Origin of the sequence: Pseudomonas sp. RA_105y_Pfl2_P56 (assembly GCF_963970845.1) — a bacterium.
In the GTDB taxonomy this organism is placed as follows: Bacteria; Pseudomonadota; Gammaproteobacteria; order Pseudomonadales; family Pseudomonadaceae; genus Aquipseudomonas; species Aquipseudomonas baetica_A.
In genome coordinates, this window is sequence record NZ_CAXAPL010000038.1 from 21,320 (window position 1) to 34,530 (window position 13,211).

At 60.6% G+C, this 13,211-nt stretch carries 14 protein-coding genes; 2 read left to right on the forward strand and 12 right to left on the reverse strand.

The window, feature by feature from the left end; translation table 11 throughout:
* Window positions 1-3: 3 nt before the first annotated feature.
* The 11 genes from AACY11_RS22145 to AACY11_RS22195 all read right to left on the reverse strand — a co-directional run bounded on the left by AACY11_RS22145 (window position 4) and on the right by AACY11_RS22195 (window position 9,671).
* Window positions 4-495, reverse strand: coding sequence for a DUF2878 domain-containing protein (locus tag AACY11_RS22145; protein ID WP_339465322.1), 492 nt, complete (start codon window positions 493-495; stop codon window positions 4-6).
* The gene (locus AACY11_RS22150) at window positions 488-1,753 is read right to left on the reverse strand and encodes a cyclopropane-fatty-acyl-phospholipid synthase family protein (protein ID WP_339432198.1); all 1,266 of its coding nucleotides are present in this window, start codon (window positions 1,751-1,753) and stop codon (window positions 488-490) included. Before AACY11_RS22150 ends, AACY11_RS22145 begins: the two co-directional genes overlap by 8 nt.
* A complete protein-coding gene (locus AACY11_RS22155) occupies window positions 1,740-2,555 on the reverse strand; it encodes a DUF1365 domain-containing protein (protein ID WP_339495731.1) in 816 nt (271 codons plus the stop codon). Before AACY11_RS22155 ends, AACY11_RS22150 begins: the two co-directional genes overlap by 14 nt.
* Window positions 2,552-3,799 carry an NAD(P)/FAD-dependent oxidoreductase gene (locus tag AACY11_RS22160; protein ID WP_339495732.1) on the reverse strand — a complete coding sequence of 416 codons (1,248 nt, stop codon included), beginning with the start codon at window positions 3,797-3,799 and terminating at the stop codon, window positions 2,552-2,554. Before AACY11_RS22160 ends, AACY11_RS22155 begins: the two co-directional genes overlap by 4 nt.
* Window positions 3,796-4,578 carry an SDR family NAD(P)-dependent oxidoreductase gene (locus AACY11_RS22165; protein WP_339465320.1) on the reverse strand — a complete coding sequence of 261 codons (783 nt, stop codon included), beginning with the start codon at window positions 4,576-4,578 and terminating at the stop codon, window positions 3,796-3,798. Before AACY11_RS22165 ends, AACY11_RS22160 begins: the two co-directional genes overlap by 4 nt.
* A complete protein-coding gene (locus tag AACY11_RS22170) occupies window positions 4,575-4,997 on the reverse strand; it encodes a nuclear transport factor 2 family protein (RefSeq protein WP_339465319.1) in 423 nt (140 codons plus the stop codon). Before AACY11_RS22170 ends, AACY11_RS22165 begins: the two co-directional genes overlap by 4 nt.
* Window positions 4,990-6,435 (reverse strand): deoxyribodipyrimidine photo-lyase, encoded by a 1,446-nt coding sequence (phrB, locus tag AACY11_RS22175; RefSeq protein WP_339432218.1) that lies wholly within the window; start codon window positions 6,433-6,435, stop codon window positions 4,990-4,992. Before phrB ends, AACY11_RS22170 begins: the two co-directional genes overlap by 8 nt.
* A gap of 20 nt (window positions 6,436-6,455) precedes the next feature.
* Window positions 6,456-7,397: a MerR family transcriptional regulator gene (locus tag AACY11_RS22180; protein ID WP_339432194.1), complete on the reverse strand. Its 942-nt coding sequence runs from the start codon at window positions 7,395-7,397 to the stop codon at window positions 6,456-6,458.
* On the reverse strand, window positions 7,397-8,359 hold the full coding sequence (locus AACY11_RS22185) for a YbgA family protein (protein WP_339432193.1): 963 nt from the start codon (window positions 8,357-8,359) through the stop codon (window positions 7,397-7,399). The genes AACY11_RS22180 and AACY11_RS22185 overlap by 1 nt, the downstream gene beginning before the upstream one ends.
* Before the next feature lie 113 nt (window positions 8,360-8,472).
* Window positions 8,473-8,688: a TIGR02450 family Trp-rich protein gene (locus AACY11_RS22190; protein ID WP_339432192.1), complete on the reverse strand. Its 216-nt coding sequence runs from the start codon at window positions 8,686-8,688 to the stop codon at window positions 8,473-8,475.
* Window positions 8,685-9,671: an NAD(P)/FAD-dependent oxidoreductase gene (locus AACY11_RS22195; RefSeq protein WP_339432191.1), complete on the reverse strand. Its 987-nt coding sequence runs from the start codon at window positions 9,669-9,671 to the stop codon at window positions 8,685-8,687. The genes AACY11_RS22190 and AACY11_RS22195 overlap by 4 nt, the downstream gene beginning before the upstream one ends.
* A 202-nt stretch (window positions 9,672-9,873) precedes the next feature.
* On the opposite strand from AACY11_RS22195, the gene AACY11_RS22200 reads away from it, so the two are divergent.
* Both AACY11_RS22200 and hemH read left to right on the forward strand, forming a co-directional pair.
* A complete protein-coding gene (locus tag AACY11_RS22200; RefSeq protein WP_339432190.1) occupies window positions 9,874-10,776 on the forward strand; it encodes a TIGR01777 family oxidoreductase in 903 nt (300 codons plus the stop codon).
* A 13-nt stretch (window positions 10,777-10,789) separates the two neighbouring features.
* Window positions 10,790-11,815 (forward strand): ferrochelatase, encoded by a 1,026-nt coding sequence (gene hemH / locus AACY11_RS22205; protein WP_339495733.1) that lies wholly within the window; start codon window positions 10,790-10,792, stop codon window positions 11,813-11,815.
* A 121-nt stretch (window positions 11,816-11,936) separates the two neighbouring features.
* Here hemH and AACY11_RS22210 read toward each other — a convergent pair whose 3' ends face one another.
* Window positions 11,937-13,211 (reverse strand): uracil-xanthine permease family protein, encoded by a 1,275-nt coding sequence (locus AACY11_RS22210; RefSeq protein ID WP_339432188.1) that lies wholly within the window; start codon window positions 13,209-13,211, stop codon window positions 11,937-11,939.

Consider the following 13,211-nt stretch of genomic DNA (forward strand, 5'->3'; position numbering starts at 1 on the left):
CGCTCAGTGGTTCAGGCGTCGCGCCATTGTGTGCAACAACGGAAACAGCAGTGCCCAAAGCAGGCCGATGCCGATCAGGGTCGGCAATTCGCCGTAGGGAAATTGCACCCCGGCCAGTCGTCCGCCGCCGCAGTACGACAATGCGCCGCCGACGGCGCCCAGTGCGCTGGCCAGCCACCATGGCCGGGCAGTCCACGCAAGGCAGTGACGCAGGGTCGTGGCGAGCAAGGCCCAGAGCAGCATCAGCCACAGCGGAATCAATGGTGACTGATCCTGGAACTCAAACACGCCTAGGCCACGCAAAACGCTGTCCACCGCCGTACCGACCAGCACCACACTGAGTACCAAACGGCCCTCAGCCGCCCAACTGCTGATCCAGCACAGATGAATCACCAGCACCGCCAGCGCCAGCAGCAGCCACAAACTGTTGCCGCCGAGCACACAGACCAGCCAGCCGATCTGGAACAACACGGCATTGGCGATCCGCTCAAGCATCGAAACGGCCAAGCAGTGGCGCGGGCATGGCAGCGGGTTTGGCCAGCAGCAATTGCGCGGTGCCGATGGTGCGCTCCAGGAATCCGCCCTCGCAGTAGCACAGATAGAATTCCCACAACCGCAGGAAGTAATCGTCGTAGCCCAATTCGCTCAAGCGGCCGTGTGCACGGCGAAAGTTTTCGTGCCACAGACGCAGGGTGCGTGCGTAGTGCAGGCCGAAATCTTCCATGTGCAGCAAGTTCATGTCGGTTTCGCGGCTGACCACTTCAAGCATCTTCTGCACAGAGGGCAGGGCGCCGCCGGGGAAGATGTAGCGCTGGATGAAGTCGACGCCGCGCCTGGCTTGCTCGTAGCGCTGTTCGCGGATGGTGATGGCTTGAATCAGCATCAGACCATTGCGCTTGAGCAGGTGTGCACATTGCTTGAAGTAGGTCGGCAGGAAGCGATGACCGACGGCTTCGATCATCTCGATCGACACCAGTTTGTCGTACTCGCCGGTGAGGTCGCGGTAGTCCTTGAGCAGCAGCGTGACCTGATCCTGCAAGCCCAGTTGTTCGATGCGCTGTGCGGTAAACGCGTACTGCTCTTTGGACAGGGTTGTGGTGGTCACGCGGCAGCCATAGTTTTGTGCCGCGTAGAGCGCCATGCTGCCCCAACCGGTGCCGATTTCCAGCAGGTGATCGCTGGGCGTGAGCGCGAGTTTCTGGCAGATCCGCTCGAGCTTGTTCAGTTGCGCCTGTTCCAGACTGTCTTCGGGGGTGAGGAACTGTGCCGCCGAATACATCATGGTCGGGTCGAGAAACTGCTCGAACAGATCGTTGCCCAGGTCATAGTGCGCGGCGATGTTTTTCTGCGAGCCCTTGCGGGTGTTGCGGTTGAGCCAGTGCAGGCCTTGCACCAGCGGGCGGCCGAGACGGGCCAGACCGCCCTCCATCGCGTCGAGCACCTCAAGGTTGCTGACGAACACTCGCACCACGGCGGTCAGGTCAGGCGAATGCCAGTAACCATGGATGAACGCCTCGCCGGCGCCGATCGAGCCGTTGCCGGCCACCATGCCCCAGACTGCCGGGTCCTGAATGTGGATTTCCCCGAGCAAGGCACTTCCCGGCGCGCCGAACATCAAGCGTTCGCCATCCTCGATCACCAGCAGTTGCCCGTGTTTGAGTTGAGCCAGTTGGCGTAATACACCACGGCGCAACAGCGATCCGGTCAAACCATGGGTGCTGAGCCGACTGAGCGACGGGCTAGAGGATTTCATGGCGTTGCTCCTTGGGAGGCACAGTGGCGGTTTGAAAGCTGCCGTCGGCAGCCTGATGAGCAAAGACGGGCGCGCGTTTGAACAGCAGTCGCAACGCTTGCCAGTAAATCGCCAACGCGGTTTTTGCAGTCATCCACGGGAAGCGCCGCAGGTAGCGATGCAGGCTTTGCCGGTTGAGGGTTTCGCGTTGCAGATTGAGCGTGGCGTCGAACAGCTTGTGTTCGCCCTGCCAGTCGGCCATGTGCACGCCAAGGGTTTTGGCGGCGGGGCTGAAGCTCATGCGGTATTCAAGATCGCGCGGCAGAAACGGTGAGACATGGAACGCCTTGGCCACCGCGAAATGCTGGTGAAAATCCTGCAGATTGGCCGGCGTGCGCGCAGGCAGCACGTAGTGATAACGCTCGCGCCATGGGGTGTTGGTCACTTCGCAGACAATCGCGGCCAGTTGCCCGTCGGCTTCGTGGCAGTAAAAGAAACTCACCGGGTTGAACGACAAGCCCCAACTGCGCGCCTGGGTCAGCAGGCAGATCGAGCCTTGCGGTTCATGGCCGATGGCGGCAGCGACCTGCTGGCGCACGGCATCGATCAGGCGAATGCCGCGCCCGGTGAAGGTCTTCAGATAGTCGGTTTCGCGAAAGGAGAATGGCGCGAAGCGGCTACGCCCCGCCAGTGGCGACAGCGCCAGTACAGCGTCCTGTTCGCTCAGATCGAGATAGAGCAAGCCGATCTTGTAACGGAACGCGTGCTTGCGCGGCGAAAAGCGCCGATGACCGATCCAGCCGCTGTACAGGGCGCTGTTCATAAGGTTTCCCCGAACGAAGCAGCCACGCGCAATGCGCTGACCACACCGTCTTCATGGAAACCGTTGGCCCAGTAGGCGCCGCAATAATGTGTGTGTTGTGCGCCGTCCAGTTCTGCCCAGCGATTCTGCGCCGCCACTGCCGCGAGGCTGAATTGCGGGTGGGCGTAGGTGTATTTGGCGAGCACTTTGAATGGGCTGATGCCCGCGCTCTGGTTGAGGCTGACGCAAAACGTGGTGTCGCTCTGGATGCCTTGCAGGATGTTCATGTCATAAGTGACCGCCGCCTGAGTGTGGCCGGATCCGCCAAGTCGATAGTTCCAGCTCGCCCACGCCAGTTTGCGAGCGGGCAGCAGACGCGTGTCGGTGTGCAACACCACTTCATTGTCGGCGTAGGGCAGGGCGCCGAGGATTGCGCGTTCGGCATCGCTGGGGCTGGCGAGCAGTTGCAAGGCCTGATCGCTGTGACAGGCAAACACCACTTGGTCGAAATGTTCGCTGCCTGCCGGGCTGTGGATAACCACGCCATGTTCGTTGCGATCAACACGGGTCACCGGGCAGTTGAGGCGGATGTTCTCTTTGAACGAAGCGGTCAGTGGCGCGACATAGGCGCTGGAGCCGCCCTCGATGACCCGCCATTGCGGACGATTACTGACCGATAACAGCCCATGGTTCTTGAAGAAACGGACAAAAAACTGCAGCGGAAAATTGAGCATCTGCGCCATCGGCATCGACCAGATCGCGGCCCCCATCGGCACGATGTAATGCAGGATGAAACGCTCGCCGTAGCCGCCAGCCTTGAGGTAGTCGTCCAGCGTGGTGTCGGCAGCGATCCGCTGTTCTGCGAGGTCGCGTTGCGCTTCTTTGTTGAAGCGCAGAATGTCGCGCAGCATGCCCCAGAATCCCGGCGACAGCAGATTGCGGCGCTGGGCGAACAGGCTGTTGAGGTTGTTGCCGTTGTATTCCAGCCCCGTGTCCGGATCGGTCACGGAGAAGCTCATTTCGGTCGCTTTGAAGCTCACGCCGAGCTCGCCCAGCAAGCGAATGAAGTGGGGGTACGTCCAGTCGTTGAATACGATGAAGCCGGTGTCCACCGCGTAGGAGCGACCGTCGACGGTCACCTCTACGGTGTGCGTGTGGCCACCGACCCAGTCGCTGGCTTCGAACACCGTGATGTCGTGTCGGCGATTGAGCAGGTAGGCGCAGGTAAGCCCGGAGATCCCGCTGCCGATGATGGCAATTTTCACGTTGGTTCCTGCAGCGGTGGATTGCGTCGCACCATGCGTTTGCCAATGGCGAGTTGCGCTCGGGCGGGCAATTTCGACAACGGCCACAGGGCGGCCATGAACAGCGCGGGAAAGGCGATTTCCAGTGGCCGGTCCTTGAGTTTGGCGTAGATGTGTCGTGCGGCTTTATCCACAGGCCAGCTCAGAGGCATCGGAAAATCATTCTTGGCGGTCAGCGGTGTCTCGACAAAACCGGGGCTGACCACCGTGACTTCAATGCCTTCATCCGCCAGGTCAATGCGCAACGATTCGAACAGGTAACGCAGCCCGGCCTTCGATGCACCATAGGCTTCGGCCCGAGGCAGCGGCAGATAGGTCACGGAGCTGGCGACCCCGACCAGATGCGGTGCCGTGCCTTTACGCAGCAAGGGCAGGGCGGCTTCGATGCAATAGCTGCTGGCGAGCAGATTGGTGCGCACCACATGCTCGACGATCGAAGCGTCGAACTGGCGGGCATCGACGTACTCGCACGTCCCGGCATTGAGAATCACGCTATCGAGCGATCCCCAGTCCTGAGTGATGTGCTCACCGATTTCGCGCACGGTCTGGCTGTTGGTCAAATCGCCCGGCACCACGAGCACTTGTCCCGGATAACGTTGCGACAAAGCCTTGAGCGGGGCGACCTGGCGTGAACTGACCGCCAGGTGCGCACCGGATTTCAGAATTTCCTCAGCCAGTGCCGCGCCGATACCACTGCTGGCACCGGTCAACCAATAGCGCCGTGGAGGTGTACGACTCATCCCATTCTCCTTTTCAACCAAGCAATTACTCGGCCCAATACGGGCAAATGTTCGTACAGCAGCGCCCCTGCATCGAAATAATCCCGGTGGCGATAAACCTTGTCGCGCCAAAGCAAATGCGAGCAGCCGCTGACGCGTATTTCCCGGCCGCTGGCCAGCCGTGGGTGGCGATAACTCATGACCCAGCGCAGGTAGCCTTCACCGTCACTGATCTGGTCGAAACCGTAGAAGTCGAAGCGCAGTTCGCTGACGTTGGCGTACATCTGGGCAAAGTAGCTGCGCAGTTGCGTCAACCCCTGCACGTCGTGCAACGGGTCGGTGAAGTGAATGTCATCGCTGTACAGCTCGCCCAAGCGTTGCAAGTTGTCTTTATCCAACTCGCAAAATTGCCGGGCGAAGCTGCGCAGCAATTCACTCATGATCGCCTCCGGCCGCTTGGCGGGCAGGCAGGTTCTTGAAGGCGGCCAACGCGCGCTCCCGTGACGCGCTGAGATTAACGATTGGCGCGCGATAGTCGGCGACACCGAACAGCCCACCGGCGCTGGCCGGGTTGTGCACTTGTTTTTTATTGAGCCCGGCCAGTTCAGGCAGCCAGTGCTTGATGAACAGCCCTTCGCTGTCGAATTTCTCCGACTGGCTCAGCGGATTGAAAATGCGGAAGTACGGCGCCGAATCGGTCCCGGTCGATGAGCTCCACTGCCAGCCACCGTTGTTGGCCGCCAGATCGCCGTCGATCAGGTGGCGCATGAAAAAGCGTTCGCCTTCACGCCAGTCGATCAGCAGGTTTTTGGTCAGAAACATTGCCACCACCATGCGCAGACGGTTGTGCATCCAGCCGGTTTCGAGCAATTGGCGCATGGCCGCATCGATGATCGGCAGCCCGGTGCGCGCTTCTTGCCACGCCGCCAGATCATCCGGTGCATGGCGCCAGGCCAAGGCCTCGGTTTCCGGGCGGAAGGCGCGGTGGCGCGATACCCGTGGATAGCCGACCAGGATGTGTTTGTAAAACTCACGCCACAGCAGTTCGTTGATCCAGGTGACCGCGCCCACCTTGCCGCTTTCGAATTCGCCCTGATTGCTCTGCAGGGCCGCGTGCAGGCATTGGCGGGGCGATATCACCCCGGCGGCAAGATAAGCAGAAAGCTGACTGGTGCCCGGTTTGGCCGGGAAGTCTCTTTCGCTTTTGTAGTAGTCGATTTGCGCATCGGCGAAGGTATCGAGGCGGCGTTGAGCTTCCTCTTCCCCTGCCGGCCACAGGGCGCGCAGGGACTCGCCGGGGGCGGCGAAACCGTCGACGCAGTCAGGCACCGGATCGCTCTCGAGCGCCAGTGCGGTTTGCTTGCCTGGGGTTTTCACCAGGGCCGGCATCGAGCGATGCAGGCGTTCATAGCAGACCTTGCGGAACTGGCTGAACACCTGAAAATAAGTGCCGGTTTTGGTCAGTACCGTGCCGGGCTTGAACAGCAGTTGATCAAGATAGCGGTGAAATTCGACGCCTTCGCCTTTCAGCGTGTCGGCCACCGCCGCATCGCGACGGCTCTCATGAACACCGTATTCTTCGTTGACGTGAACGGCGGCGATCTTCAGTTGCTGGCAGAGTTTGAGCAGCTGCGCTGGGGCCTGATCCCAGTGCGCAGCGGTGCGGATCAGCAAGGGAATGTTCAGCTCGCCCAGGCTTTTGCTCAGTTCGCGCAGATTGCGTAGCCAGAAATCGACCTTGCACGGCGCGTCGTCATGTTCTTGCCATTGCCGGGGGCTCAACAGGTACACGGCGACCGTCGGGCCGCGTGCTGCGGCGGCCGCAAGGGCGGTGTTGTCATGTTGGCGCAAGTCAGTGCGCAGCCAGATCAATTGCATGTCGGTCTTCACTGGGTTCATCAAATCAGCCCGCGCTGAATGAGCACCTGGTGCGCTGAAAGCGCATCTTCTGCCAGGTACAAATCAGCTATCTCGCAAGTTCTTACGGACAACTCGGCGTGGTGGATGCATACCGTTGGTCCGACAATTATTTTTGGGCCACTGACCCCCGCCAGAAGTTTCGGCAACTGTGCGAGTTGCATGGCTTTGCTGGAATACAGCAGTACGCCACGCGATTGCAGATGTTCGACCGCCAATGCCAGTTCCCCGGCTGGCAACGGCCAGTCAAAGACTTGCACCGGACAATCGTTGCTGCTGATCAGCCACGCGCATAGCCACAGATGAGGTTCCAGTGGCAGGTCGGAGTGATTGATCAGCAGCAGCGGCGCTGAATGCAACTGACGGTTGTTATGGTAGATGCGCGCGCCGAATTTGCTGCGTAACCATGAATAAAAGAACACGCGCTCCATCTGCGCACCGAACTGGCCCTGCCAGCGTTGCTCAAGATCGGCCAGCAGCGGCATCAGCAATTGTTCGCACAGGGTGCGCGGCGGATACAGCGCCATGGCTTGATTGACGCTGTCGTCGAGGTTGCGTTCATTGAGTTGCGTGACGGCCATCAACAGTGTCTGACGCAATCGTTGCCAGTCGTTTTCCACCGTTTCGCTGAACGCTTGCGGGGTCTCGAGCAACGGCTTGACCTGACTGACCGCAACGCCGCGGTTGAGCCAGGTGAGGATGGTCAGGATCCGTTGCACATGCTCGGCCGAATACAGCCGATGCCCCTTGGGTGTGCGCTGCGGCACGATCAGCCCATAACGGCGTTCCCATGCGCGCAGAGTGATCGCGTTGACGCCGGTTTGCCGCGCCACTTCGCGGATCGGCAGCCAGCCTTCGTCGAGGGCTTTTTTAAAGTCCGCGCCCAAGTCTTCCTGGGCGCTGCTATCGGTTTTTTCAGTCATTAGATGGCGTTTCGCAAGCTGAGATTTTCCGGATGCGGTTGCAGGTAAACCTGCTGCGCAATGTACGGGTCCGGATGGAGGCGAAAGTGATGCTTGAGCAGGGTCAACGGCACGACCAGCGGCACGATGCCGAGGCGGTACTGGCCGATGACATGTTGCATCTCTTGTTTGTCTTCGGCGCTGATCGCCTGTTTCAGATACCCGCTGATGTGTAACAGGACGTTGCTATGGGTGCCACGGGTGGCGCATTTTTTAAGCGCCGCCATCAGTTCGCTGAAGTAGCGAGGGCCCAGTTGCGCAGGGTCGCTCTGCGCCATGTTGCCTAACAACTGCCCCAGTGCCTTGTATTGCAGAGGGTTGTGGGCCATCAGCTGATATTTGTAGCGCGAATGGAATTCCGTGAGGGCACGGCGGCTCAGGCCTTGGGCAAGCAACTGCTGCCAGTCGCGGTAGGCGAGCACGCGGGTAATGAAGTTCTCGCGCAGCACCGGATCGTTCAGGCGGCCGGCTTCTTCCACCGGCAAGTCCGGGTGCCGTGCACAGAAGGCTTGAGCATAGATGCCGCGTCCGCCGCCGTTCACCGGGGCGCCGTTGGCGTGATAGACCTTGACCCGTTCCAGTCCGCAGGACGGTGACTGCTGCATGAAGATGTAGCCGCAGATGTCATTCAGTTCGGCGGCCATCTTCTGGCCGTACTCGGCCAGTGGCTGGGTGACGTTGATTGCGGGGTTGACGGTGCCGATGGCTTCGGGATGCTCCGGGTCGCCGACCAGGCGAATCGGCTCGCGAGGAATGCCCAGGCCAATCGCGACTTCCGGGCACAGCGGGACGAACTCGAAATATTCCGAGAGCGTGCGGCTGCACAGTCGCGACTCCTTGTGACCACCGTTGTAGCGCACCTCGGCACCCAGCAGGCAGGCGCTGATGGCGATTTTGGGTTTAAGCGCAGAAGGTTCGGACATGAGCACCTCGAATCTATACCTGTACAGAGGTTTGCCTCTGTACAACTTTTCCTCAGCATAGATTGTGGGGTGTACAAGTCAAATGATTTGTATAGGTTTTTGCGGGAGGGAGCTCACTTCCAGCCCAAATGCCATTCAGCCGGGTCTTTCAGGATTTGCCAATCGAGTCGCTCGGCGCGCTGGGTCAGCACGGCCTGCAACTCAATCTCAAGCACCGTGCCTTCCTCATCGCAGAACAGTTCGGTCACCAGAAAATGCTTCTCGCGGTTTTTCGGCTGGGCTGCTGTCCATTTCGACAGCAGCAATTTGCGCGGATTGATGCGGTTCATTGCAGGTGCTCGTGCAAGCGTCGTGCGGCCTCCTGACCACTGAGCCATGCACCTTCGACACGTCCCGACAGGCACCAGTCGCCGCAGGCATACAAGCCCAGATCGGCATCGGCCAGCGTGCCCCATTCGTGGCCGGTCGCCGGGCGGGCATAGAGCCAGCGATGGGCGAGGCTGAAGGTCGGGGCGGGCATCGCGCCGTGCAGCAATTCGGCGAAAGCACCGTGCAGTTGCTCAATGACCGCCTCTTTGGACAGGTCGATGTGCTGCCGGCTCCACGCGCTTGTGGCATGCAACACCCAAGTGTCGAGGGTGTTGTCGCGCCCCGGCTTGCTGCGGTTGCGCGCCAGCCAATCGAGTGGGCTGTCCTGCACGAAGCAGCCTTCGATGGGGGTCTCCAGCGGCGTATCGAAGGCGAGGGCAACGGCCCAGGTGGGGTCCATTTTCACCCCGGCGGCGGCCCCGGCGAGTTTCGGCGCGGCGGCCAGCAATGCGGTGGCCTGCGGCGCGGGCGTGGCAATCACCACATGACTGAAAGGCCCGTGGGTGAAACCTTCGGCGTCTTGCAGATGCCAGTGTTCTTCGCCACGGAAGACCTCGGTGATCCGGCAAGCGAAATGCACTTCCATGCCATCGAGCAAGCCGCGTGTGATTGCGCTCATGCGTGGCGCGCCAACCCAACGGGTCTGCTCGTCCGGGGAGAGGTTGAGTTGCCCGCCCTGATAGGTGTAGAGCTGCGGCGTCCACTCGGCGACCCAGCCCTGGCTTTGCCAGCGCTGCACCTCGGTGACGAAGCGCCGGTCGCGGGCGGTGAAGTATTGCGCGCCCATGTCCAGCGAACCGGCGTCGCTGCGTTTGCTCGACATGCGTCCGCCGCTGCCGCGACTTTTATCGAACAACTGGACGGTGTACCCGGTCTCTGTCAGAGCCTGGGCCGCCGAGAGCCCGGCGATGCCGGTGCCGATGATTGCGATAGGTACAGTCATAGGGGCCTCGTTTACCTTTCTGTACAGAACAGACTACGCTGCTGATGAAACCTGTACAATTTTGTTTTTTGGTATAACTTCTAGCATTCTCGTTCGGACAGCTTGGCCTATGGTTAAACAATAGAGCCTGCCCGATAGAAAAGATCCCTGCTTCTAAAAATAGACTAGTGATCCGGGTAAAACGCCACGCGAGGAAGATGTCATGCATATATTGCTGACCGGCGGTACTGGTTTGATAGGGCGTCAGCTCTGCCGACATTGGTCTGGGCAGGGCCATCGTCTGACGGTGTGGAGTCGACGTCCGGAAACGGTCGCAAAAACCTGTGGTGCCCAAGTGCGTGGAGTTGCGCGCCTGGAGGACCTCGGCGAAGAAACTGTCGACGCCATCATCAATCTTGCTGGCGCACCGATTGCCGACCGACTCTGGACGCATCGACGCAAAGCGTTGCTGTGGAGCAGCCGTATCACGCTGACGGAAACGTTGTTGGCATGGCTCGAAACGCGGGCGCAGAAACCGTCGCTGCTGATCTCCGGGTCCGCCATCGGTTGGTATGGCGACGGTGGTGAACGTGAGCTGACGGAAGAGTCGCCGCCAGTCATCGACGATTTCGCCAGTCAGTTGTGCATCGCCTGGGAAGAAACGGCCCTGCGTGCCGAGTCTCAGGGCATTCGCGTGGTGCTGGTGCGAACCGGTCTGGTGCTGTCGGCTGAGGGCGGTTTTTTGTCGCGGCTGTTACTGCCGTTCAAGCTCGGGTTGGGCGGGCCGCTGGGCAATGGCCGGCAGTGGATGCCGTGGATTCATATCGACGATCAAATCGCCTTGATTGATTTTCTTCTGCTCCGCGATCAGGCGAGTGGTCCTTATAATGCGTGCGCGCCGAACCCTGTGCGCAATCGCGAATTTGCCAAGACGTTGGGCAGCGTACTGCACCGCCCGGCGTTCATGCCGATGCCGACGCTGGCGCTCAAAGTCGGCCTCGGCGAGATGTCTTTGTTGTTGCTGGGCGGCCAACGGGCCACGCCGGCACGCTTGCTGGAAGCGGGCTTCACTTTCCAGTTCACGGATTTACGCGCGGCCCTGGATGATCTCTCCAGCCGCCTCTGAAATAGGACGTTGCATGACCGATCACGCCTTGCTTCTGGTCAACCTGGGCTCCCCGGCCTCCACCTCGGTGGCCGATGTGCGCAGCTACCTCAATCAGTTTTTGATGGACCCGTACGTGATTGACCTGCCGTGGCCGGTAAGGCGTTTGCTGGTGTCGTTGATCCTGATCAAACGCCCCGAGCAATCGGCCCACGCCTATGCCTCGATCTGGTGGGAGGAGGGTTCGCCGTTGGTGGTGCTCAGCCGTCGTTTGCAGCAGCAGATGACCCAACAGTGGAACCGTGGCCCGGTTGATTTGGCGATGCGTTACGGCGAGCCGTCGATTGAAACCTGCCTGTTGCGATTGGTCGCGGCGGGGCACAAACGCATCACACTGGCGCCGCTTTATCCCCAGTTCGCCGACAGCACCACTACCACGGTGATCGAAGAGGCGAAGCGTGTCATTGGCAGCAAAAATCTCAATGTGCAGCTCTCGTTGCTGCAACCGTTCTACGATCAGCCGGAATACATTGAAGCGCTGGTCGAAAGCGCCAGGCCGCACTTGCAGCAGGACTACGATCACCTGCTGCTGAGCTTCCATGGCTTGCCCGAGCGGCACCTGACCAAACTCGATCCGACCGGCAATCATTGCTTCAAGAATGAAGATTGCTGCAAGAACGCATCGCCTGAGGTCTTGGCCACCTGTTATCGCGCGCAATGCCTGCGCACGGCGGCGTTGTTCGCTGAGCGCATGGGGCTGGCGGATGGCAAATGGTCGGTGTCGTTTCAGTCGCGTCTGGGCCGAGCGAAGTGGATCGAGCCCTACACCGAGGCGCGGCTCGATGAGCTGGCGAAAAGCGGCGTGAAGAAGATTCTGGTGATGTGCCCGGCGTTTGTCGCTGACTGCATCGAGACGCTGGAAGAGATTGGTGATCGCGGCAAGGAGCAGTTCTGCGAAGCCGGGGGAGAGGATCTGGTGCTGGTGCCGTGCCTCAATGACAACCCGCAATGGGCGAAGGCGCTGGCCACTCTGTGTGAACGAGCGCCGTTGGCGCTTTAAAAGCTTCGCGAGCAAGCTCGCTCCCACAGGGTCTGTGTTGCCACAAATGTTGTGTGCTCAGCAGATTCACTGTGGGAGCGCTCGCGAAAGCGGTCCTTCAGGCAATAAAGATTTTCAGCCGTCAGACCAGCGGCTCATCCGCCTTCTTGTGCTTCCAGCTGTCATTGCCCGGCAGGATCAGGTTCAGCGCAATCGCCACCACCGCGCACAGCGCAATGCCTTTGAGGCCGAAGTCGTCAGGCCCGGTGCCCGTGCCGACCAGCACGCCGCCAATCCCGAACACCAGCGTCACCGAAACGATCACCAGATTGCGCGCCTCGGCCAAGTCGATCTTGTGACGGATCAGGGTGTTCATCCCCACCGCCGCGATCGAACCGAACAACAGGCACAGAATCCCGCCCATCACCGGTACAGGAATGCTCTGCAGCAGCGCGCCGAACTTGCCGACAAACGCCAGGCTGATGGCGAAAATCGCCGCCCAGGTCATGATTTTCGGGTTGTAGTTCTTGGTCAGCATCACCGCGCCAGTCACTTCGGCGTAGGTGGTATTCGGCGGGCCGCCGAACAGTCCCGCAGCGGTAGTGGCGATGCCATCACCGAGCAGGGTGCGGTGCAGGCCCGGCTTCTTCAGATAGTCGCGACCGGTCACGCTGCCGACCGCAATCACGCCGCCGATGTGTTCAATCGCAGGCGCCAACGCGACCGGAACGATGAACAGAATTGCCTGCCAGTTGAACTCCGGCGCCGTGAAGTGCGGGATGGCAAACCAAGGGGCAGCGGCAATCTTCGCGGTATCGACCACGCCGAAATAGAACGCCATGGCAAAACCGACCAGTACGCCGGAAATGATCGGCACCAGGCGGAAGATGCCTTTGCCGAACACCGCCACGATCAACGTGGTCAGCAGCGCTGGCATCGAGATCATCATCGCGGTCTGGTAGTGGATCAGTTCGGAACCGTCGCCGGCCTTGCCCATTGCCATGTTCGCGGCAATCGGCGCCATGGCCAGGCCGATCGAAATGATCACCGGGCCAATCACCACCGGCGGCAGCAGACGGTCGATGAACCCGGTGCCTTTGATCTTCACGGCCAGGCCCAGGAAGGTGTAGACGAAACCGGCCGCCATCACGCCGCCCATGGTCGCGGCGAGGCCGAACTGGCCCTTGGCGAGAATGATCGGCGTGATGAACGCAAAGCTCGACGCCAGGAACACCGGCACCTGACGCCCGGTGACGATCTGGAACAGAATCGTCCCAAGACCTGCGGTGAACAGTGCCACGTTCGGGTCAAGGCCCGTGATCAGCGGCATCAGCACCAGGGCGCCGAAAGCCACGAACAGCATCTGCGCGCCGGACAACACCGTGCGCCAGAGCGGATCGTTGAACTCTTGCTGCAT